We start from the raw sequence: 18,143 nt of genomic DNA, 5'->3' as shown, positions 1-18,143 counted from the left end.
AGCGGAGTTTGACGCGCATTGCTTCCACCTCGCTCGCGCTGCTCGCCCTGGAATGACGACAAGGAGTTGCTTGAATGACTAACGCCACCGATCCCCTCGTCTCCACCGAATGGCTCGCCGCCCACATCGACGACGCCAACGTCAAGGTGCTCGACGCCAGCTTCAAGCTGCCGGGCGTGCTGCCGCTGCCGAAGGACGATTATCTCGCCGCGCATCTGCCGGGCGCCGCGTTCTTCGACGTCGATGCGGTGTCTGATCATTCCAACCCGCTGCCGCACATGTATCCGAGCGCCGAGCAGTTCGGCCGTGACGTCGGCAATCTCGGCATCGGAAATAGCGACACCGTCGTGCTCTACGATGCCGGCGGCTGGGTCGCCGCGCCTCGCGCGTGGTGGATGTTTCTGGCCTTCGGCCACGGCAACGTGCGCATCCTCAATGGCGGCCTGAAGAAATGGCGTGCCGAGGGCCGTCCGGTCGAGAGCAGCGAGGTGAAGCCGAAGCCCGCGAGCTTCAAGGCGAGCTACGATTCAAAGCGCGTGCGCAGCATGCAGCAACTCGTCGCAAACGTCGAAAGCCGTGCCGAGCAGGTGATCGACGCGCGCGCCGCCGACCGGTTCGAGGGCCGCGCGCCCGAGCCGCGCGCGGGCATCCGCTCCGGCCACATCCCGGGTGCCCGCAACGTGCCCTACAATCTCTTGTTCGATGCCGCGACCGGCACGATGAAGCCGCTCGAGGATCTGCGTGCCGCCTTCACGGGTGCGGGCGTCAAGCTCGATGCACCGATCGTCACAAGCTGCGGCTCCGGCGTCTCGGCGGGGGTGCTGACGCTCGCGCTCTATCGCCTGGGCATCACCGACACCGCGCTCTATGACGGCTCGTGGTCGGAATGGGGCCAGGACAAAGGCCCGCCGATCGCGACCGGGCCGGCTTGAGCTCAACGCGCGCGCGCGGTCGTCGTTGCGGCGAGCGCGGGCTGCGGCTGCCCGAACGGATCGAGCTGCTGGGCCGGCGGCGGCGGGCGCCGGACGATACGGCGACGCTTCTTCGGCTTCTGCGCGCGCGGCTTGCTCTCTGGTGCAGCGCTGTCAGCTTTGGTCTTCGCCGGCGCGAGCTCGTTCAGCGCGGCGATCCTGGCCACTGCGATGTCCGCCACGCGCGATGCCAGTGCCGGTGTCGCGGTTCGCGGCACTTCGGTGGCGCTCGTCGCCCGGGCCGGCGCGGTGGAGACCGTCGTGTCGGCTCGCGTGAGTGTGTCGGTGGGCGCTTGAGCGTCACTCTTCGCCGGCTCGAGGGCCGGCGCTTCCGCGACGGGTGCAACTACCTCCGCTGCCGGTGCGATGGCGGAAACCTGGAGCTCAGGCTGGACCTTGGCCTCGAGCGTGACGGGGGCCATCGGCTCAAGGCCGGTTTCCACCGCGGGCAGACCGATGCTCGGGATCCGGTCCCGGATCGTCGGCGTCGCCTCGGTGGCGGCGGGCTCCACGCGCAGGGCGGCGAGCACCGGCTGGGCCGGCTCGGGGGCCTGTGCGAAGACCTGCTCCTGCGGGCCGTTCCGCCAGGACGGGTTGTCGACATACTGCTGATGGCTCGCCCGCAGCAACGCGGCGGCACCTAGGCCGAACACCAGGATGGAGGTTGACAGCAGGATCGCGGCAAACAGGAAGCGAAAGCCGGGAAGCATCGAAGGGTTACGAATTTCCGCCCCGGCGGTTGGCGGCCGGGACCCATGAGCCATATGAACGCGGTGACGGTACTGATGGCCGCGTTCGCCGTGCGGAATCGGAGCTCAAAGCGATGGCGAATCAGGCTGATTCGAACATACCGCAACGATTCCGGGCCGCTTCGTTAAAAAACGGGCCGGCCACTCCGGCAATCCACGGCATGAGTTGATTTCCGCCCCCGTGATGCAACGGGGCAACGGTCCCCGAGGATCACAAATAGGAAAATCGGGCGCAAATCCGCCTGTCATGTCTTGAATGTGCCGCTATCTTCGGTCATCTGGCCGTAACGGTCCGGATGGGCCCGGGGACTATATAAGAGCGATGATGATCAAACATTTTCTGACGATATGCGCTGCCGCAACAGTCGCTGCGGCGGGAACCTCGCTCGCACAGGCCCAGAGCTATCCGGTCCAGCAGGCGCCGAGCTATGGCGCCCCGACCGAGTATCGCCCCGGCGATCGCACCCCGAATTTCGACGCGCTGGAAGACGAGGACGACGCGATGCCGCAGGCGTCGCTGCCGCCGCCCGGTCCGGTCGACGATCCGCGCTACGGCCGCCCGTCCGGCGCTCCCCCGGTCTATTCGGCCGCCCCGCCGCAGGGTCCGGTGATGTCGCCGGATGATCCGCGTTATGGCCGTCCGGCCGGTTCTCCGGTCTATTCGGCGGCCCCGGCGCAGGGCCCCGTAATGTCACCCGATGATCCTCGCTACGGCCGCCCCGCCGGTCCGCCTGCGGTGATTTATGCCGATCGTCCGGCCCAGCAGGCCCCCGGCAGGGACGGCCTGCGTCCGCCGGAGGCGGTAGGTGGTCCCGCCGCGACCGGAACGGTTCAGGCAGGGCAGCCGCCCGTCGGCGCCGACGGCCGCCCGATGGCGATCGCCTCGCTGCCGCCCGAGGAGCAGCCCGATGCCGCACCGGCGCAATTGCCGCCGAACCTGCGCCGTCAGGAAGTCTCGCTCGTGACCAAGGAGCCGGCCGGGACGATCATCGTCGATACCCCGAACACCTATCTCTATTACGTGCTCGGTAACGGCCGCGCGATCCGCTACGGCGTCCGCGTCGGCCGCGACGGCTTCACCTGGACCGGCGTGCAGAAGATCACCCGCAAGGCCGAGTGGCCGGATTGGCATCCGCCGACGGAGATGATCGAGCGCCAGCCCTATTTGCCGCGCTTCATGGCTGGCGGCCCCGGCAATCCGCTCGGCGCCCGCGCCATGTATCTCGGCTCGACCGTGTACCGCATTCACGGCACCAACCAGCCCTCGACGATCGGCAAGTTCGTCTCCTCCGGCTGTATCGGCATGCTGAACGACGACGTCTCGGATCTGTTCGAGCGCACCAAGGTCGGCACCCGCGTGGTGGTGATGCCGGGTGGCCCGCCGCCGGGAACGGCGACTGCGTCCGCGGCCCCCGTGCCCGGTGCCGCTGGTCCGGCTCCGATGGCCGCCCAGGCTGGCCCCGTTCCGGGCACCCAGCCAACCGTGGTGCCGCCGCTGCCCGCGCCGGTCACCGTGCGCTAAGCGCTTCGAAATTCAAATTAAGAAGGGCGTGCCATCGGCGCGCCCTTCGTCCTTTCAGGCCAGCTTCCGCGGCAGCTCGCCGCCTTTGGTGAAGGCGTCGATCGCCTCGACCATCTGGCCGTAGTGAATGCGCAAGCCGTCCTCGGTGGCGTAGCCGAGATGCGGCGTCAGCACGAGATTGTCGAGCTTGCGGAAGGGATGGTCGACCGGGAGCGGCTCGACCGAGAACACGTCGAGGCCGGCACCTGCGATCTTCCGCTGCTGCAGGGCTTCAAGCAGCGCCTGCTCGTCCACGATCGGGCCGCGCGCGGTGTTGACCAGGAATGCCGTCGGCTTCATCCGCGCAAGATCTTCGCCGCCGACCAGTCCGCGCGAGCGCTCGCTCAGCACCACGTGGATGGTGACGATGTCGGCCTTGGCGAACAGCTCCTCCTTGGTGGCGTAGCCGACCCCGGCCGCCGCGCACTTCTCCGGCGTCAGGTTGGGGCTCCAGGCGATCACGTTCATTCCGAAGGCCTTGGCGATATCAGCCATCTTGCTGCCGAGCTTGCCGAGCCCGACGACGCCGAGCGTCAGGCCCTCGATCTCGACACCGGCAAAGGTCTGCCAGGGCTCGCCCGCGTGCATGCGCGCATTCTCGCGGCCGATGCCGCGGGTCAGTTCCAGGATCAGGCCCATGGTGAGCGGGGCGGTCGGATCGCGCGAATATTGCGTGCCGCCGATGACGACGCCGCGCGTCTTCGCGGCCTCCATGTCGATCGACGCGTTGCGCATGCCTGACGTCAGCAGCAGCTTCAACTTGGGCAGCTTGTCGAACAGGCTCTTGGGGAATGCCGTGCGCTCGCGCATCGCGCAGATGATGTCGAAATCGGCCAGCGCGCTTGCCGCGGCCTGCTCCGAGGCGAAGGGATGGCTGAACACGGTGACGTCGACGCGGTCGGACAGTTTCGGCCAGTCGGCGACGTCTTGGGCGAGGTCGAAATAGTCGTCGAGAATTGCACAGCGCAGCCGCGTCATCAGCGTTCATCCATGGCGAGAGCTGACGGCGCCAGGCGGGGCGCCATCGTCGGAACCGGGCCATGGTTGCGCGCAATCACACTTGCGCGCAAGCCGCTCGCGTCTTCAAAAATTCGACAGGAGAGAGGGCTCAGAGGTCGCGGCGCTTGAGCCGGACCGGCGCATCCATACCGTGCTTGGCGCGCCAAGCGGGGCCGGGGCCGCGCATGTAGTGCAACTCGGGCCGGTAGGGATTGAACGCAGTGGCGAAGAAGCGCTTCCAGAAGCCCTTGATCTCCGCGACGAGCACGGAGGGCGTGCCGGCCTCTGCCGGAACGGGAAGTGAGTTGGTTTCGACCAGAGCCATGACGGACCTCGCTTTGCTCCCGTTCGTTCTGAGCGGGCGGCGCTGTTTCCGCGCGAAACCGAGCTTTGGCCTGATTTATTAAAAGAAGGTTTCAATTGTCCCGATCGGGGTCCGGATGGTGTCCGTCCGGTATTCATCCGTGGTGAACGGAGGGAAAACATTGCCCTTTGGGGGCGGGATCGCTACATCGCTGGCTAAGCAAATCTCCTCAAATTGAAGGTTTCACGGGACCGATGGCGCGCCAGTTCATCTATTTCATGCAGGGCCTGACCAAGAGCTACCCGACCCGGAAGGTGCTCGATAACATCCATTTGTCGTTTTACCCCGACGCCAAGATCGGCGTGCTCGGCGTCAACGGCTCGGGCAAGTCGACGCTGCTCAAGATCATGGCCGGCCTCGACAAGGAGTATAACGGCGAGGCCTGGGTCGCCCAGGGTGCCCGCGTCGGCTATCTCGAGCAGGAACCGCAGCTCGACGCCAAGCTGTCCGTGCGCGAGAACGTCATGCTGGGCGTCGCCAAGCAGAAGGCCATCCTCGATCGCTACAATGAGCTGGCGATGAATTATTCCGAGGAGACCGCCGACGAGATGACCAAGCTGCAGGACGAGATCGAGGCGCAGGGCCTCTGGGATCTCGACAGCAAGGTCGACCAGGCCATGGACGCGCTGCGCTGCCCGCCTGACGATGCAGACGTCACGAAACTGTCCGGCGGCGAGCGCCGCCGCGTCGCGCTGTGCAAGCTGCTGCTCGACCAGCCCGAGCTGCTGCTGCTCGACGAGCCGACCAACCATCTGGACGCCGAGTCGGTGTCGTGGCTGGAAGGCCACTTGCGCAACTATCCCGGCGCGATCCTGATCGTCACCCATGATCGCTACTTCCTCGACAACGTCACGAGCTGGATTCTCGAGCTCGACCGCGGCAAGGGCATTCCCTACGAGGGCAATTATTCGTCCTGGCTGGTTCAGAAGCAGAAGCGGCTGGAGCAGGAAGGCCGCGAGGACGCCGCGCACCAGAAGACGCTGGCGCGCGAGCAGGAATGGGTGGCCTCGTCGCCGAAGGCACGGCAGGCCAAGTCCAAGGCGCGCTACCAGCGCTACGAGGATCTGCTCAAGCAGGCGAGCGAGAAACAGACCCAGACCGCGCAGATCATCATTCCCGTGGCCGAGCGGCTTGGTGCCAACGTCGTCGACTTCGAAGGTCTCAGCAAAGGCTTTGGCGACCGCCTCCTGATCGACGATCTCACCTTCAAGCTGCCGCCCGGCGGCATCGTCGGCGTGATCGGCCCGAACGGTGCCGGCAAGACCACGCTGTTCAAGATGATCACCAAGCAGGAGACGCCGGACAAGGGCACCATCACGGTCGGCGAGACCGTGCATCTCGGCTATGTCGACCAGTCCCGCGATGCGCTCGACGGCAACAAGAACGTGTGGGAGGAGATCTCCGGCGGCAACGAGTTGATCCTGCTCGGCAAGAAGGAAGTCAACTCGCGCGGCTATTGCTCGGCGTTCAACTTCAAGGGTGCCGACCAGCAGAAGAAGGTCGGCGCGCTCTCCGGCGGCGAACGCAACCGTGTGCATCTTGCAAAAATGCTGAAGTCCGGCAGCAATGTGCTGCTGCTCGACGAACCGACCAACGATCTCGACGTCGACACGCTGCGCGCGCTCGAAGAGGCGCTGGAGGACTTCGCCGGCTGCGCCGTCATCATCAGCCATGACCGCTGGTTCCTCGACCGCATCGCGACCCACATCCTGGCCTTCGAGGGCGACAGCCATGTCGAATGGTTCGAGGGCAATTTCCAGGACTACGAAAAGGACAAGATGCGCCGGCTCGGCCAGGACAGCATCATTCCGCACCGCGTGAAGTACAAGAAGCTGACGCGGTGATGCCGGTATGATGCGGCGGGCGCTCATCGCTGCGGTGATTGTCGTCACCTGCGGCTGGTCGTCCGCCCGCGCCGCCGATGCCGCCTTCACGCAGTTCATCGCCTCGCTCTGGCCGGAAGTGCAGGCCGCTGGCGTCTCGCGTGCGACATTCGATCGAGAGACGCGCGGAGCTCGAGCCGGACTACAAGCTGCCGGATCTGATCCTGCCCGGACGGCCCGCGACCGGCGCGCCGTCGCAGGCCGAGTTCGTGCAGGTGCCTGCCGACTACGTCAAGGAAGCCTCGATCGCGCGGCTCGCCGGCGAGGGGCAGCGGTTGCTGCAGAAATATCGCACCTCGCTGACCGAGATCGAGAAAAGCTCCGGCGTCCCTGCGACCGTCATGCTCGCGATCTGGGGCCGCGAGACCGACTATGGGCGCTACACGTTGCCGTATGATCTGGTCCGCGTGCTGGCGACGCAGGCCTATGTCGGCCGGCGCAAGGATACATATCGGGGCGAGTTCATCCTCTCGATGAAAATCCTCGGCGACGGCGTCGTGACGCGCAAGGACATGCGTTCGTCCTGGGCGGGCGCCACCGGGCTGACGCAGTTTCTGCCGTCCGAATATTACAAGCACGGCGTCGACTTCGATCGCGACGGCCGCATCGACATCTGGCATTCGGTGCCGGATGCGCTGGCGTCCGCTGCGCAGCAGCTCGTCAACAAGGGCTGGCAGACCGGCGTGCGCTGGGCCTACGAGGTGCAGGCGCCAGCGAAGGTCGATTGCACTGTCGGCGTGCCGGAGGTGACGAAGCCGATCGGCCAGTGGCTGCGCGAGGGTTTTGTACCGGTGCGCGGACAAAAGCTCAGTGCGGCCGAGCAGGCGCAACCGGCCTCGCTGCTCCAGCCTGAAGGCATCTACGGTCCGGCGTTCCTGACCACGAAGAACTATTTCGTCATCAAGGAATACAATTTCTCCGACCTCTACGTGCTGTTCGTCGGCCATCTCAGCGACCGCATGACCAGTCCGTTGCCGTTCGCCACATCGTGGGCGGCTTCGAAGCAGTTGCGCACCAGGGACGTCGAGACCATGCAGCGCGGGCTCACCCGCGTCGGGCTCTACAAGGACAAGATCGACGGCAAGGCCGGGATGCAGACGCGTGCCGCGCTCGGCGCCTATCAGAAGTCGGCGGGCCTCAAGGTCGATTGCTGGCCGAGCGAAGAGGTGCTGCGTTCGATCCAGGCTGCGCGATAGCGCCGGACCAAAGAAAAGCCCGGCCGATGCTCTCGGCCGGGCTTCGATCGCGGCGCTCCTGAGCGCCTCACGATCAGATCAGTAGCAAACGCGAACCGGGCGGATGACCCAGCCGTAGCCATCCCAATAGCGCTGGCGCTGCCAGTAGCAGGGCGGGGGCGGCGGGCCGGGCTCGGCCACATAGACGGGGCCGCCATAGGCGGGACGGCTCGACGCGATGGCGCCGCCGATGATCGCGCCGCCGAGCAGGCCGGCAGCAATGCCGACGCCCACGCCGTCATGGGCCTGGGCGGACGGCGTGGCGGTCACCAGCGAACCGGCGACCATCGCAACCGTGAGGGCGGCAACTAAAATCTTCTTCATACTCTTGGCTCTCCTGAGAGATGGACGCTCCTTGTTAGGAGCACCCGGGGTTCAAAGGTTCACGCAGACTCTGATGGAATTGGCCTTGCAGCTAGGAAGCGCGCAAATGGTCAATCCGCAGTAAACGCACGCAGAGCTGTGATGAGAAAAAGCGGTCTTTTTCAGGCCCGGAGATGAACGGCGCACCCGTTGCGAACCGGCTTAAACGGATCAGTCGCGGTGAACCGGTTCGAGGCGCCTCAGCCACAGACGCGGACGCGGCGGATGCGCCAGGCATAGCCGTCCCAGAAACGCTGCTTCTGCCAGACACAGCCGCCGCCGTAATAGTCGTCGGCGACATAGCCCGGACCCGGTGCGTAGTAGCGGGGCGGATAATAACCGGGACCGTAACCCGGGCCATATCCGTAAGCAGGGCCGGGTCCGTAATAATACGGGGAGGCCAACGCGCCGCCGACAATGGCGCCGCCGATGATGCCGGCGGCGACCCCGGCAGCGACACCACGCTGCGCATGGGCCGGTGTTCCGGCCGTCAGGGCCAGGGTGGCGACGGCGGCAACTGCCAGGAGCGATCTCTTCATTGGCTTGACCTTTCACACACGGGAACTGTTTGGGAACCAGAGTTCCATACTTCGTTTGAATGATCAATGAACGGCCCCTTTGCCGGGGGCGACCAATCGTTTGGATCGAGCCAGGGAGGCAATGATGGGCGACGCGCTGATCAATACTCTGATTGCTGCCGGGATCGTCCTTGCGATCGGCTTCGGCTGGTTCACCCATATCCAGAACCGTGGCCGGCGCCCGCGCGCTGCGACCGGAGGCGATGGGGGAGGCGGCGACAGCTATTCGGGAACCAGCGACGGCTTCTCCCTGGGGAGCTGGTTTTCCAGCGGCAGCTCGGGGAGCTCGAGCGACGCTGCAAGCTGCTCCACGAGCGACAGCGGCGGTAGTGGCGGGGATTGCGGAGGCGGTGGCGATGGTGGTGGAGGCGGTGGCGGCGACTAGGTCCGCCGCAAGCTTGATCCAGCGCAACTCTCTATTTTAGAGCCGTTCTAGGCTGTTTCCCGGCCAGTTTGGAATAGCTTCAAATACCGGTTTTCCTTTTGCATCCGGGCGGCCGCTTAAATATCGATGATGGCGCATCACCGAAGGGCCTGCCGCTTCCATGATCGTTTGTTCCTGTAACGTGCTGAGCGATGACGACATCCGCGCCGCCGTCGCCGAGTCCGACGACGCTGTGCGGCATGCCAAGCAGGTCTATGGATGCCTTGGCTGCAGCGCCGAATGCGGTCGCTGCGCGCGGACGATCAAGACCATCATCGACGAAGCGCTCGGCCCCTGTGCCAAGTCCTGCTGTTCGGGCTGCCCGCACAACCACACCGTGGCCGCCAATGACGAGATTGCCGAGCCCACCCAGTTCGCTCTCGCGGCTTGCTGAACACCACACCTCCATCCCCTTGGCTTGAGCTTTTCCCCGGCTGCGTCTCCGTAGCCGGTTGCCCTCGCGGGTAAACTGACTTAGAAACGTTCTAAATTCGGTTTGCGGCCGATTTGGACGCTAGATTTGGAGTGCATCATGCAGGGCGACGCAAAAGTCATCGACTATCTCAACAAGGCGCTGCGTCACGAACTGACTGCGATCAACCAGTACTGGCTGCACTACCGCTTCCTCGACAATTGGGGCCTGCGGGACATGGCCAAGGTCTGGCGCAAGGAATCCATCGAGGAGATGGAGCACGCCGACAAGCTTACCGAGCGGATCCTGTTCTTCGACGGTTTCCCGAACATGCAGGTGCTCGATCCCCTGCGCATCGGCCAGAACGTCAAGGAGATCATCGAGTGCGATCTCGCGGCTGAGATGAGCGCGCGGGCGCTCTACCAGGAGGCGGCGGGCTACTGCAACAGCGCCAAGGATTACGTCACCCGTGACCTGTTCGAGAAGCTGATGAGCGACGAGGAGCACCACATCGACTTCCTCGAAACCCAGCTCGACCTGATCGGCCGCATCGGCCTCGAACTCTACACCCAGAAGCATGTCGGCGGGCTCGAGGGCGACGGGCACTAAGCACTGACGTCGCCACATACTCCCATGTCGTCCCGGCGAACGCCGGGACCGATCATCCCGGGGAGAAGTGTGGTGCGAGGCGGCAACTCCGCGTCTTCGTCAAACCGCTCCTTGTGGCTATACGGCCCGGATCTGCGCTTCGCCTGTCCGGGACGACACCACTGTTGCGCGCCACTACAGCTGCGTCTTGTACAGTGCTTCCACGACGTCCTGGCTCTGCGGCTCACCAAGACCGGTTTGCTCGTGGATCACCTCGGTGATGCTCGGCATCACCGAGCGTTGCACCTTCTCAGGCGCCCACAGTTTCGAGCGCATCAGCGCCTTGCCGCAGTGGAAATAGACTTCACTGACGGCGACGCTCAGCACCGCGCGCGGCGGCTTGCCGAATTCGACCATCGAGGCGAGCAGATCCGGATCGGCCGACAGCGTTCCGCGTCCGCCGACGCGTAGCGTCTCGTCGATCCCCGGCACGAAGAACAACAGATGTACGAAGCCGGAGCCTTCGACGACGTTGCGAAAACTGTCGATCCGGTTGTTGCCGGCGCGGTCGGGCATCAGCAACTGGTTGGGGCCGGCCACATGGACGAAGCCATTACCGCCGCCGCGCGGCGAGGCATCGACGCTGCCGTCGGCGCCCGATGTCGCGAGCACGCAGAACGGCGACATCTCGATGAATGTCCTCGCATGCGTATCGATCGCAGGACGCGCTTTCGCAATCACGCGCGGGGTTGGCTTCGCATAGATGGTGGCAAGGTCTTCGGCGCAAAGATCGGTCACGAACGTCTCCTTCATTGCAGACTGGAGGATATCAGTCCCCGTCCGGATCGCCAGCCTCTTGCTTGCGTCGCCACGGCCAGTCGGTCACGTCGCCACAGTACAACGCCCACCAGATCAGGACCGGTTGAAGCGCCAGCCGCGGCCCGTGATAGAGCCAGCTGTTGGGGAGGGGCGGAAGGTCGATGCCCTCCAGGGCGTGCTTGATGTTAGCCGGCCACACGCAAAGCGCATAGAGCGCAAATGCGACGCCTGCCCACCAGCGCAGTGGTCGTGTCACCAGCGCGATTGCGCCCGCGATCTCGCAGGCACCGGTGACAAGGATGACTTGCGATGCATACGGAACCCAAGAGGGCGTGATAGTGAGAAACTTGTCGGGAACGCCGAGATGCGCGATGCCGGCCGCCATGTAAAACGCTGCCATGACAAAGCGCATCACAGCGCGTGTCGGATCGGTTGCGGATGCCATCAGCCGAACTAGCACGCGCGGCACCCAGGCGCTATCGCAACCCGATTACACGGCGTCGGCCGGCACGAAGCAACTGATGATGATTGCGCCGCGGTGATGGACGTACCACACCACGGCCTGACCGACCGGATTGCCGCGGTCGCGGATCACGGCGCGCTCGGGCACTTCCATCCATTGTCCTTCGATCGGCACCCAATAGGCGCCGTGCCGCACATCGTATTCGGTACGATGGCCGTCGGAAACGTCGCAGCAGGGGACACCATTCGGCGCGATCACGCTCTTGAACCATGCGCGGATGTCGGGTGGAACGTGGTCATATTGGCCATTGTCGAACGCGAATGCGGCGCTCGTCAGCGCCATCATTGCGGCCAGCAAAACGCACAGCGCAAGCCTGTGCATGCGATCCTCCGTCGCGCGCCGATTCGTATCGTTGACGCGATTAAGCCCGAGCTGTCGGTTCAATGCATGCTCAAATAATATGCGGCGTCGAGACCCCGCATATGATGCGTTGCGATATGAGGGATCCGCTGCCGCAGATGCTGGATGCCAAGGACTTCCTTCACGATGTAGGATTTCGGCTTGGTCGATCGTCTTGCAGGGAAACATCGGGAGAGGCTGCATGTGCCGCAACATCAAGACGCTGTTCAATTTCGAACCGCCGGCGACGGAAGACGAGATTCACGCGAGCGCGCTGCAGTTCGTGCGCAAACTGTCCGGCTTCAACAAGCCGTCGCAGGCCAATGAGGAAGCCTTCGACCGCGCGGTGGCCGAGGTCTCGGAGGCCGCGCGAAAGCTTCTGACCTCGCTGCATACGCATGCGCCGGCGCGGGATCGCGAGGTCGAGGCGGACAAGGCCCGGGAGCGTTCGCGGCTGCGGTTCGGTTAGTTCGGTCTCAACCGGCCGTTCCGTGATCTGGCTCACGGTATGGGGCGTCTCAACTTGCGATGATATCCGCCGGGGTTTTGACAGCCCGGAGCACGATCATGAGCCGCCCTCTTATTCCCCTCAAAGCAGGTGCCGTCACCTTCACGGTGCTGTGGACTGCATGGATGATGTGGTGGAGCGGCTCCTACAGCAGCGTCAACCTCGTCATCCTGGCACTGCTCGGCACGCTGGTCGGCTATCTCTGGTACCGCGCCATGCGCTGGCAATTCGAGCGCATGGGCATGCTGTCCCGACGGGAGGATCAGACGAAGCAGACGTGACAGCTAGTCCTTGTGGGTATGCTTCTTCTTTTTCTTCTTCTTTCTGTGCTCGTCGTCTTCGCCGTCGTCGCTCTCGTCATCGACGAAAGTCTCGTCGGTTTCCAGCACGGCGGCCTCCAGCGCCTCGCGCTCGGCGGCTTCACGCTCGCGCTGGCGGCGGCGTTCATCCCAGGCGTCGAAGAGCTGCTCCAGCCAAGGCAGCACCTGCTCGATCGACGGCAGCTGGCCGGGCGGTCCGGCCTCGCCGCGCGGGCCCTGTGGCCCCGCCGGCCCTTGCGGCCCGACCGGCCCCCGCGGACCGGCTTCGCCGGCCTTGCCCGGCAGGCCAGGCTTGCCTTGCGCGCCGGCTTTTCCGGCAGCGCCGGGCTTGCCTTGCGGTCCCGGCTTGCCACGCACGCCGTCCGGCCCCCGCTTGCCCGGATGACCCTGCGGTCCGGGCCGTCCCGGCTCGCCCTGACGCCCGCGCGGTCCCTGAGGTCCCTGCCTTTTCTGTTCGTCTGCCACGCCACTGCTCCCTTGACCGGAAGCAAGCTACTTAGCGTCGTTTGACGACAGCAGCAATTCCGCCCGCACATCGCGGCGCGCTTGATCAACATCAATCGGCCGCAGGAAGCGCCGTGTCACTGAATGATACGCGGCCACATATTGCAGGGAGAGCCCGATGCATGCAGCGTGGAAACTCTTCTGCCTGTCGGCAGTCATCCTTGCGGCGTCGCTCGGCCTTGCTCATCTGCTCGTGCCCGATGTCGTGCCGGTCGCGTTCGCCGAGGAGCCGCAGCCGGCATGGGCCGTCATGACGGCCTTCATGCTCCGCGCCATCGAGATGATCGCGGCGGCGATCGCGATCATCTCGCTTGCAGCTCTCGCCGGCATTCCGCTCTACGTTGCCTGGTCGCGTGCTAGTCGTGATACGCAGGCACGTCGATGCCGGAGGCCGCATAGATTCTGATCTTGTTGCGCAGCGTGCGCACCGACAGGCCGAGCACGCGCGACGCGCGGGTGCGATTGCCGTCGCAGCGTGCGAGCGTCTGGAGCACGAGCTCGCGCTCGACCTCGTCGACGGTCGCGCCGATCAGCAGCGGAACGATCTGGTTGGGGCTCAGGAATTGCGCGCCCGGCCCGGACGCGGCGACATGAACAGTGGTCATCAACATACTCCCCGATCAACGCCCGCTTCCATCGTTGGAAGCGGATCGAGAACAAACGACCCCCAAGCCGTAGATCTACGGTGGGCGGGTTTGGTTAACGAAAGGTTAATCGCGGGCCATCGCACAAGATGACCTCGGGAATGCCGCGAAGGCGCCGCGATTGGCAACAGGTGCATGGTGATGCGGGCGCGCCTCGGTCGGCGAATTGTCTGCCGCGCCTCACACCGTCCGGTATCCGCCATCGACCATCAGGATCGTGCCCGTGACATAGGCCGACTGGTCCGAGGCCAGGAAGATCGCGGGTCCGACGATGTCCTCGGGCTTGCCGGTGCGCGCCAGCGGGGTGTGATCGACGAAGGCCTGCACCAGCGCCGGATTGGTCGCGCGCACATTGGCGTTGATGTTGGTTTCGATGAAGCCTGGCCCGATCGCGTTGACGCGCACGCCGTCCTTGCCGAGCTCGACCGCGAGCGCCTTGGTGAAGCCGAGCACGCCATGCTTCGAGGTCGTATATGCCGCCGAGCTCGGCGTGCGCAGGTGCACGAAGGACTGGATCGAGCCGATATTGACGATACGACCCTTGGCTGCGCGCAGTGGCGCGAGGAATGCCTGCGTCACGTTGAACACGCCGTTGAGGTTGAGCGAGATGATGTCGTCCCAGTCCTTCGCCACCGTCTCGGTCTCGGCGGTGAAGGCGTTGCGGCGGGTGATGCCGGCATTGTTGACGAGGATCGAGACCTGCCCAACCTTGTCCGCGACTTGGCCGGCGAGCGCAAAGCAATCCTCGCGCCTGGTTACGTCCAGTGCGAAGCTTTTGGCCTTGCCGCCGGCCTTGCGGATTTCCTGGGCGGCTTCCGCCACGGTGTCGGCGTTGACGTCGAGCAGCACCACTTGCGCGCCTTCGCGGGCGTAGCCGGCGGCGATCGCCCGGCCGATGCCGGAACCGGCGCCCGTGACGACGGCGATGTGGTTTGCGAGCAGTGCCATGACAATTTCCTCCCGGATTCTGTTTCTAAGTTTCATGAAAGGCTAACTCGAAATTAAGGGGTCGGAAACGGCCGCCTTGGCATACTGATCCTGATTGCTAAACGTTGCGCGCATGATGGAACGGCTTGAATCCTGGAAACCGGCGCTCGAGCGCCTGCGGTCGGCGGACGCCGCCGATTGGGCCGAGGCAGGCCGGCTCGTGGCCGAGATCGTGCGGATGAGCCCGGATGTCACGCTGCGCCAGGCGGCCGAGCAGGCGCTTCCGGTGCTGCGCCAGGCTGCGGACAATGACGATCACGGTGTCGCGCTGGCGGCCCGGCGCCGCATCGGGGTGGTCCTCGAGGTCGTCCATGATCTCACGGCGCCGCGCTTCGGCCGCCGCAACGCGATGCCGAAGAAACTGTCCAGCGAGGATCGCGCCCGCAAGATGCTCGGCTTGCCGCTCGCCGTGCAGCTCACCTGCGAGGACATCAACAAGGCCTATCGACGCGCCGCCAAGGGCACGCATCCCGACCAGGGCGGCAACGCGCAGGCCTTCATCGACCTCGCCGCCGCGCGGGATATGCTGATCCATCCCGGCGCCCACAAGGACGCGTGAGCGCACTCAGCTCTTGCTGACGCAGCTCGGATAGGGCGCGGCTTCTCCCGCGACGATCGGGCAGAGATCGATCGGGCTGAGCTCGCGCAGGCGCGCCGGCCATCTGTCGTCATTGACGGGCGGCTCGTCCATCTCGGGGCCGCGTTCCGCCCACTGAATGGTGTAGTAGTCGGTCGCGCCCTTCAGCGTGATCAGCAGCGCGGTCTCGCTGTGCCGGGTCGGGCCGCTGTCGACGCGGCCGCAGCCGATCACGGCACCGAAACCCTCGAAGCGGCCGAACTTCAGGACACCGAAAGGTCGTGCCGCAAAGCTGTCGGGGCAGGCCGATCTGAAGCCGCCGGCGATCGCGCCTGCGAACGTCTCGGGTGAGCTACCCGGCGTCAGCGTCATGCCCTTCTCGCCGGTGACGGTGATCATCTGGGTCCAGCGCTCGAGCCGTCTCGCCCTTCAGCACGGCCTCGCGGATGTAGTGACCGGCCTTGGTGTTCTCGAACACCGCGACAAAGGTCGATGGCATCGAAAAGCTGACGAGCTGGCCGAAGATCGGCGAGATCACGCGGAAGGATTCCGGGGCCTGCGCCTCCGCCGTGAAGACGAGGGCGAGCGAGACACCGAGGATAGAAGCCGTCGTGGCGAGCTTGCGCATCGATTGATCCCGCGGGAATTGGATGGAAACGCAACCGGGCGAGGATGCTAGCGGCGCAGCCTTGTCCGGCCCTTGTCGTGCGCTGCGGTGCGGCGCGCTTCCAGGCCGCGCGTCCCGGACAGGATGTGAGTAGTCCCGCGATCCCGGCAGGTTCAAACCGCGCGCGAGCGACACGGGTAATCCAAAAAGAAAAGGGCGGCCCGCTCGCGCCGGCCGCCCTCGAAACCCGATCTGTCGCGCGACGCTCAGAGCGTGCAGCGGCGCTCCGCGCGCAGCTTGATCTGCAGGTCGGACGCGGCCGTGAAGGTCGGCAGCGGCTTGCTGACGACCTTGTAGGTCGACGCGCCCCACTGGAACGGCTTGTACTTCAGCTCCTCGTTCCAGACCTGGCAGATGCCGGTGTTGTCCCAGCGGATCACGTAATAGCCGGGCGCTGCGGACGCGGGCGTGGCAAGCACGGAACTGGCGATGCCGGCAAAGGCACAGAGGGCGAGAACGCGACGCATGAAATATCTCCTGATGGGGAAGTAGGCCTCGAAAATTCGTGCGGTAAAAGCCGGTCCTTTGCAAGCCGGGGAGCGACCGTTTCACGGATATGTCAGACCGGCGCGCGCAATTGGTTGGGTCGCGTGCCCTGCAAGACACACGGGCGAGGCGTGGATCACTTCGCCAGCGACGCCACTGCCTCGATCTCGATCAGCATCTTCGGATCGGGCAGCGCATGCACCACGCAGGTCGTGCGCGCGGGGTAGGGCGGCGGGCCGAAGGCGCCGGCATAGAGCGCGTTCATGGCGGCGACGTCGGAGGCGCGGGTCAGCAGCACGTTGACCTTGGCCAGATCGCGAAAGGTCGCGCCGGCCTCGTCCAGCACCCGCCTGATGTTGACGGCGACATTGGCGAACTGCGCCTCGAAACCGTCGGGCAGCGCGCCGTCGGCGTCGAAGCCGGGAATGCCGGAGACGAACAGGAGGTCGCCGACGCGCGTGGCAAAGGACAGCGGCGGCGCCTTGACGTGCGGCGGGGGCGCGAAATGCTGGATCGGCATGGGATCACCTCGGATGGCATTGAGCGTCATAGCGTAGCGACAGGCCGGGCCTGCTCCAACAGGAAACGCGAAAACAACCCCATGCACAGTAGGGACCGGACCGGAATCATTGAGGTATTCCAGAATTCGGGAAGGGCGAAATTTTCGCTTGCTCCGTCGGGCAAAACAGGAGCAGAATGGCATGGTGCGGATGGCGTGCCGGCGAGGGTGGTGGTCCGCCTCTTCCCGTGTGTGGCCGCTGGCAGCAGGGGCTGGAATCCATCCATGCCGTCATTGCGAGCGCAGCGAAGCAATCCAGACTGTCTCCGCGGAAAGATTCTGGATTGCTTCGCTGCGCTCGCAATGACGGAGAATGAGGGCCTTCTGCGCGTCCTGCCGCCGCCGTACTTGCGGAAGCTTCCCTCCATCATGTTGCCGCCGCGATCCATCGGATAGATTCTGCTGCGTCTGATTCGTTTCCTCCCTTGAAAAATAGCTCCCGGAGATACTCCATGAAGATCGCTTCCACCCTTCGCGCCGCGCTGGTCGCCATAGCCGCGCTTGCCGGCCTCACGACGTCGGCGCTGGCCGACAGCGGCACCGTGGTGCTGACGATCTACAAGGCGGGCTGGATCATCGGCGGTTCCGGCGGCTCCGGCGTGCTGAACTTCCGCGGCCGCTCCTATGCGCTCTCGACCGGCGGGCTCGATTACGGCCTCGTCTTCGGCGGTTCCAAGACCGTGCTGCGCGGCCGCGTCTCCAACATCAACCGTCCCTCCGATGTCGCCGGCGTCTACGGCGCCGCCGGTGCCGGCCTTGCGATCGGCCGCGGCGCCCGCGCCATCGTGCTGAGCAATCAGAAGGGCGCGGTGCTGGAACTGTCGGGCACCCAGACGGGCCTGATGGCGAATGCCGATCTGAGCGGACTTGCGATCACGATGCGATAGGGCACGGTGTGATGCGTAGGGTGGGCAAAGGCGCGTGAGCGCCGTGCCCACCACCACGCCAGAGTTTGCAATGCGCCGCTCGCGGCCATCCTTCGAGACGCGCGCAAGAGCGCGCTCCTCAGGATGAGGTTGCGGTGACAGAAATGGTGGGCACGCTCCGCTTTGCCCACCCTACGATCTTTCCATCGGCGTGCCG

General features: G+C 65.1%; 25 protein-coding genes and 1 pseudogene. 10 read left to right on the top strand and 16 right to left on the bottom strand.

Annotation, left to right across the window (positions count from 1 at the left end; all coding sequences use genetic code 11):
- Positions 1–74 precede the first annotated feature (74 nt).
- On the top strand, positions 75–932 hold the full coding sequence (gene sseA, locus ACQ86E_RS07050; protein ID WP_431204800.1) for a 3-mercaptopyruvate sulfurtransferase: 858 nt from the start codon (positions 75–77) through the stop codon (positions 930–932).
- 2 nt (positions 933–934) lie between these two features.
- Here sseA and ACQ86E_RS07045 read toward each other — a convergent pair whose 3' ends face one another.
- The gene (locus ACQ86E_RS07045; RefSeq protein WP_431204799.1) at positions 935–1,681 is read right to left on the bottom strand and encodes a hypothetical protein; all 747 of its coding nucleotides are present in this window, start codon (positions 1,679–1,681) and stop codon (positions 935–937) included.
- Between the two features lie 364 nt (positions 1,682–2,045).
- Here ACQ86E_RS07045 and ACQ86E_RS07040 point away from each other — a divergent pair, with 364 nt between their 5' ends.
- Positions 2,046–3,242, top strand: a complete 1,197-nt coding sequence (locus tag ACQ86E_RS07040; RefSeq protein ID WP_431206417.1) for a L,D-transpeptidase family protein — start codon at positions 2,046–2,048, stop codon at positions 3,240–3,242.
- A gap of 54 nt (positions 3,243–3,296) precedes the next feature.
- Here the strand turns inward: ACQ86E_RS07040 and ACQ86E_RS07035 are convergent, their stop codons facing one another.
- The gene (locus tag ACQ86E_RS07035) at positions 3,297–4,259 is read right to left on the bottom strand and encodes a D-2-hydroxyacid dehydrogenase family protein (RefSeq protein WP_431204798.1); all 963 of its coding nucleotides are present in this window, start codon (positions 4,257–4,259) and stop codon (positions 3,297–3,299) included.
- Positions 4,260–4,389: 130 nt separating this feature from the next.
- Positions 4,390–4,605: a hypothetical protein gene (locus ACQ86E_RS07030; RefSeq protein ID WP_431204797.1), complete on the bottom strand. Its 216-nt coding sequence runs from the start codon at positions 4,603–4,605 to the stop codon at positions 4,390–4,392.
- A 233-nt stretch (positions 4,606–4,838) separates the two neighbouring features.
- Between ACQ86E_RS07030 and ettA the strand changes: the two genes are divergently transcribed.
- Positions 4,839–6,488: an energy-dependent translational throttle protein EttA gene (gene ettA / locus ACQ86E_RS07025; RefSeq protein WP_431204796.1), complete on the top strand. Its 1,650-nt coding sequence runs from the start codon at positions 4,839–4,841 to the stop codon at positions 6,486–6,488.
- 7 nt (positions 6,489–6,495) lie between these two features.
- A pseudogene (locus ACQ86E_RS07020) lies at positions 6,496–7,723 on the top strand (lytic murein transglycosylase).
- A gap of 78 nt (positions 7,724–7,801) precedes the next feature.
- On the opposite strand, the gene ACQ86E_RS07015 reads toward ACQ86E_RS07020, so the two are convergent.
- Both ACQ86E_RS07015 and ACQ86E_RS07010 read right to left on the bottom strand, forming a co-directional pair.
- Positions 7,802–8,086 carry a hypothetical protein gene (locus ACQ86E_RS07015; protein WP_431204795.1) on the bottom strand — a complete coding sequence of 95 codons (285 nt, stop codon included), beginning with the start codon at positions 8,084–8,086 and terminating at the stop codon, positions 7,802–7,804.
- Between the two features lie 239 nt (positions 8,087–8,325).
- Positions 8,326–8,664 (bottom strand): hypothetical protein, encoded by a 339-nt coding sequence (locus ACQ86E_RS07010; protein WP_431204794.1) that lies wholly within the window; start codon positions 8,662–8,664, stop codon positions 8,326–8,328.
- A gap of 584 nt (positions 8,665–9,248) precedes the next feature.
- Between ACQ86E_RS07010 and ACQ86E_RS07005 the strand changes: the two genes are divergently transcribed.
- Positions 9,249–9,521: a (2Fe-2S)-binding protein gene (locus ACQ86E_RS07005; RefSeq protein WP_431204793.1), complete on the top strand. Its 273-nt coding sequence runs from the start codon at positions 9,249–9,251 to the stop codon at positions 9,519–9,521.
- A 138-nt stretch (positions 9,522–9,659) separates the two neighbouring features.
- Positions 9,660–10,148 carry a bacterioferritin gene (gene bfr / locus ACQ86E_RS07000; protein WP_431204792.1) on the top strand — a complete coding sequence of 163 codons (489 nt, stop codon included), beginning with the start codon at positions 9,660–9,662 and terminating at the stop codon, positions 10,146–10,148.
- A gap of 174 nt (positions 10,149–10,322) precedes the next feature.
- On the opposite strand, the gene ACQ86E_RS06995 is transcribed toward bfr, so the two are convergent.
- The 3 genes from ACQ86E_RS06995 to ACQ86E_RS06985 are packed head-to-tail and all read right to left on the bottom strand — an operon-like array spanning position 10,323 to position 11,790.
- Entirely contained in the window at positions 10,323–10,925 is a 603-nt protein-coding gene (locus ACQ86E_RS06995) for an MSMEG_1061 family FMN-dependent PPOX-type flavoprotein (RefSeq protein ID WP_431204791.1), read from the bottom strand.
- A 31-nt stretch (positions 10,926–10,956) separates the two neighbouring features.
- Entirely contained in the window at positions 10,957–11,391 is a 435-nt protein-coding gene (locus ACQ86E_RS06990) for a DoxX family protein (RefSeq protein ID WP_431204790.1), read from the bottom strand.
- 45 nt (positions 11,392–11,436) lie between these two features.
- Positions 11,437–11,790: a hypothetical protein gene (locus ACQ86E_RS06985; RefSeq protein ID WP_431204789.1), complete on the bottom strand. Its 354-nt coding sequence runs from the start codon at positions 11,788–11,790 to the stop codon at positions 11,437–11,439.
- 220 nt (positions 11,791–12,010) lie between these two features.
- Between ACQ86E_RS06985 and ACQ86E_RS06980 the strand changes: the two genes are divergently transcribed.
- Both ACQ86E_RS06980 and ACQ86E_RS06975 read left to right on the top strand, forming a co-directional pair.
- A complete protein-coding gene (locus tag ACQ86E_RS06980; RefSeq protein WP_015684182.1) occupies positions 12,011–12,277 on the top strand; it encodes a DUF2277 domain-containing protein in 267 nt (88 codons plus the stop codon).
- 98 nt (positions 12,278–12,375) lie between these two features.
- Positions 12,376–12,597: a hypothetical protein gene (locus ACQ86E_RS06975; protein ID WP_431204788.1), complete on the top strand. Its 222-nt coding sequence runs from the start codon at positions 12,376–12,378 to the stop codon at positions 12,595–12,597.
- A gap of 3 nt (positions 12,598–12,600) precedes the next feature.
- Here the strand turns inward: ACQ86E_RS06975 and ACQ86E_RS06970 are convergent, their stop codons facing one another.
- The 4 genes from ACQ86E_RS06970 to ACQ86E_RS06955 form a co-directional block, all read right to left on the bottom strand.
- Positions 12,601–13,101, bottom strand: coding sequence for a collagen-like protein (locus ACQ86E_RS06970; protein WP_431204787.1), 501 nt, complete (start codon positions 13,099–13,101; stop codon positions 12,601–12,603).
- Between the two features lie 222 nt (positions 13,102–13,323).
- Complete coding sequence (locus ACQ86E_RS06965) at positions 13,324–13,446, bottom strand: hypothetical protein (protein WP_431204786.1); 123 nt, start codon at positions 13,444–13,446, stop codon at positions 13,324–13,326.
- Between the two features lie 50 nt (positions 13,447–13,496).
- The gene (locus ACQ86E_RS06960) at positions 13,497–13,745 is read right to left on the bottom strand and encodes a helix-turn-helix domain-containing protein (protein ID WP_151648274.1); all 249 of its coding nucleotides are present in this window, start codon (positions 13,743–13,745) and stop codon (positions 13,497–13,499) included.
- Positions 13,746–13,964: 219 nt separating this feature from the next.
- The gene (locus tag ACQ86E_RS06955) at positions 13,965–14,732 is read right to left on the bottom strand and encodes an SDR family NAD(P)-dependent oxidoreductase (RefSeq protein WP_431204785.1); all 768 of its coding nucleotides are present in this window, start codon (positions 14,730–14,732) and stop codon (positions 13,965–13,967) included.
- Positions 14,733–14,844: 112 nt separating this feature from the next.
- On the opposite strand from ACQ86E_RS06955, the gene ACQ86E_RS06950 reads away from it, so the two are divergent.
- A complete protein-coding gene (locus ACQ86E_RS06950) occupies positions 14,845–15,330 on the top strand; it encodes a J domain-containing protein (RefSeq protein ID WP_431204784.1) in 486 nt (161 codons plus the stop codon).
- Positions 15,331–15,336: 6 nt separating this feature from the next.
- On the opposite strand, the gene ACQ86E_RS06945 is transcribed toward ACQ86E_RS06950, so the two are convergent.
- The 4 genes from ACQ86E_RS06945 to ACQ86E_RS06930 form a co-directional block, all read right to left on the bottom strand.
- A complete protein-coding gene (locus ACQ86E_RS06945) occupies positions 15,337–15,747 on the bottom strand; it encodes a hypothetical protein (RefSeq protein ID WP_431204783.1) in 411 nt (136 codons plus the stop codon).
- Positions 15,701–15,976, bottom strand: a complete 276-nt coding sequence (locus ACQ86E_RS06940) for a hypothetical protein (RefSeq protein WP_431204782.1) — start codon at positions 15,974–15,976, stop codon at positions 15,701–15,703. Before ACQ86E_RS06940 ends, ACQ86E_RS06945 begins: the two co-directional genes overlap by 47 nt.
- A 245-nt stretch (positions 15,977–16,221) precedes the next feature.
- The gene (locus ACQ86E_RS06935; RefSeq protein WP_431204781.1) at positions 16,222–16,482 is read right to left on the bottom strand and encodes a hypothetical protein; all 261 of its coding nucleotides are present in this window, start codon (positions 16,480–16,482) and stop codon (positions 16,222–16,224) included.
- 155 nt (positions 16,483–16,637) lie between these two features.
- Entirely contained in the window at positions 16,638–17,021 is a 384-nt protein-coding gene (locus tag ACQ86E_RS06930; RefSeq protein WP_431204780.1) for a RidA family protein, read from the bottom strand.
- A gap of 491 nt (positions 17,022–17,512) precedes the next feature.
- Here ACQ86E_RS06930 and ACQ86E_RS06925 point away from each other — a divergent pair, with 491 nt between their 5' ends.
- Entirely contained in the window at positions 17,513–17,947 is a 435-nt protein-coding gene (locus ACQ86E_RS06925; RefSeq protein ID WP_431204779.1) for a hypothetical protein, read from the top strand.
- Positions 17,948–18,143 lie beyond the last annotated feature (196 nt).

Source organism: Bradyrhizobium betae, from assembly GCF_050632175.1.
Lineage (GTDB): Bacteria > Pseudomonadota > Alphaproteobacteria > Rhizobiales > Xanthobacteraceae > Bradyrhizobium > Bradyrhizobium betae_B.
Note: the sequence above shows the minus strand (reverse complement) of the source record. Positions and strands in the feature narration are given on the sequence as shown.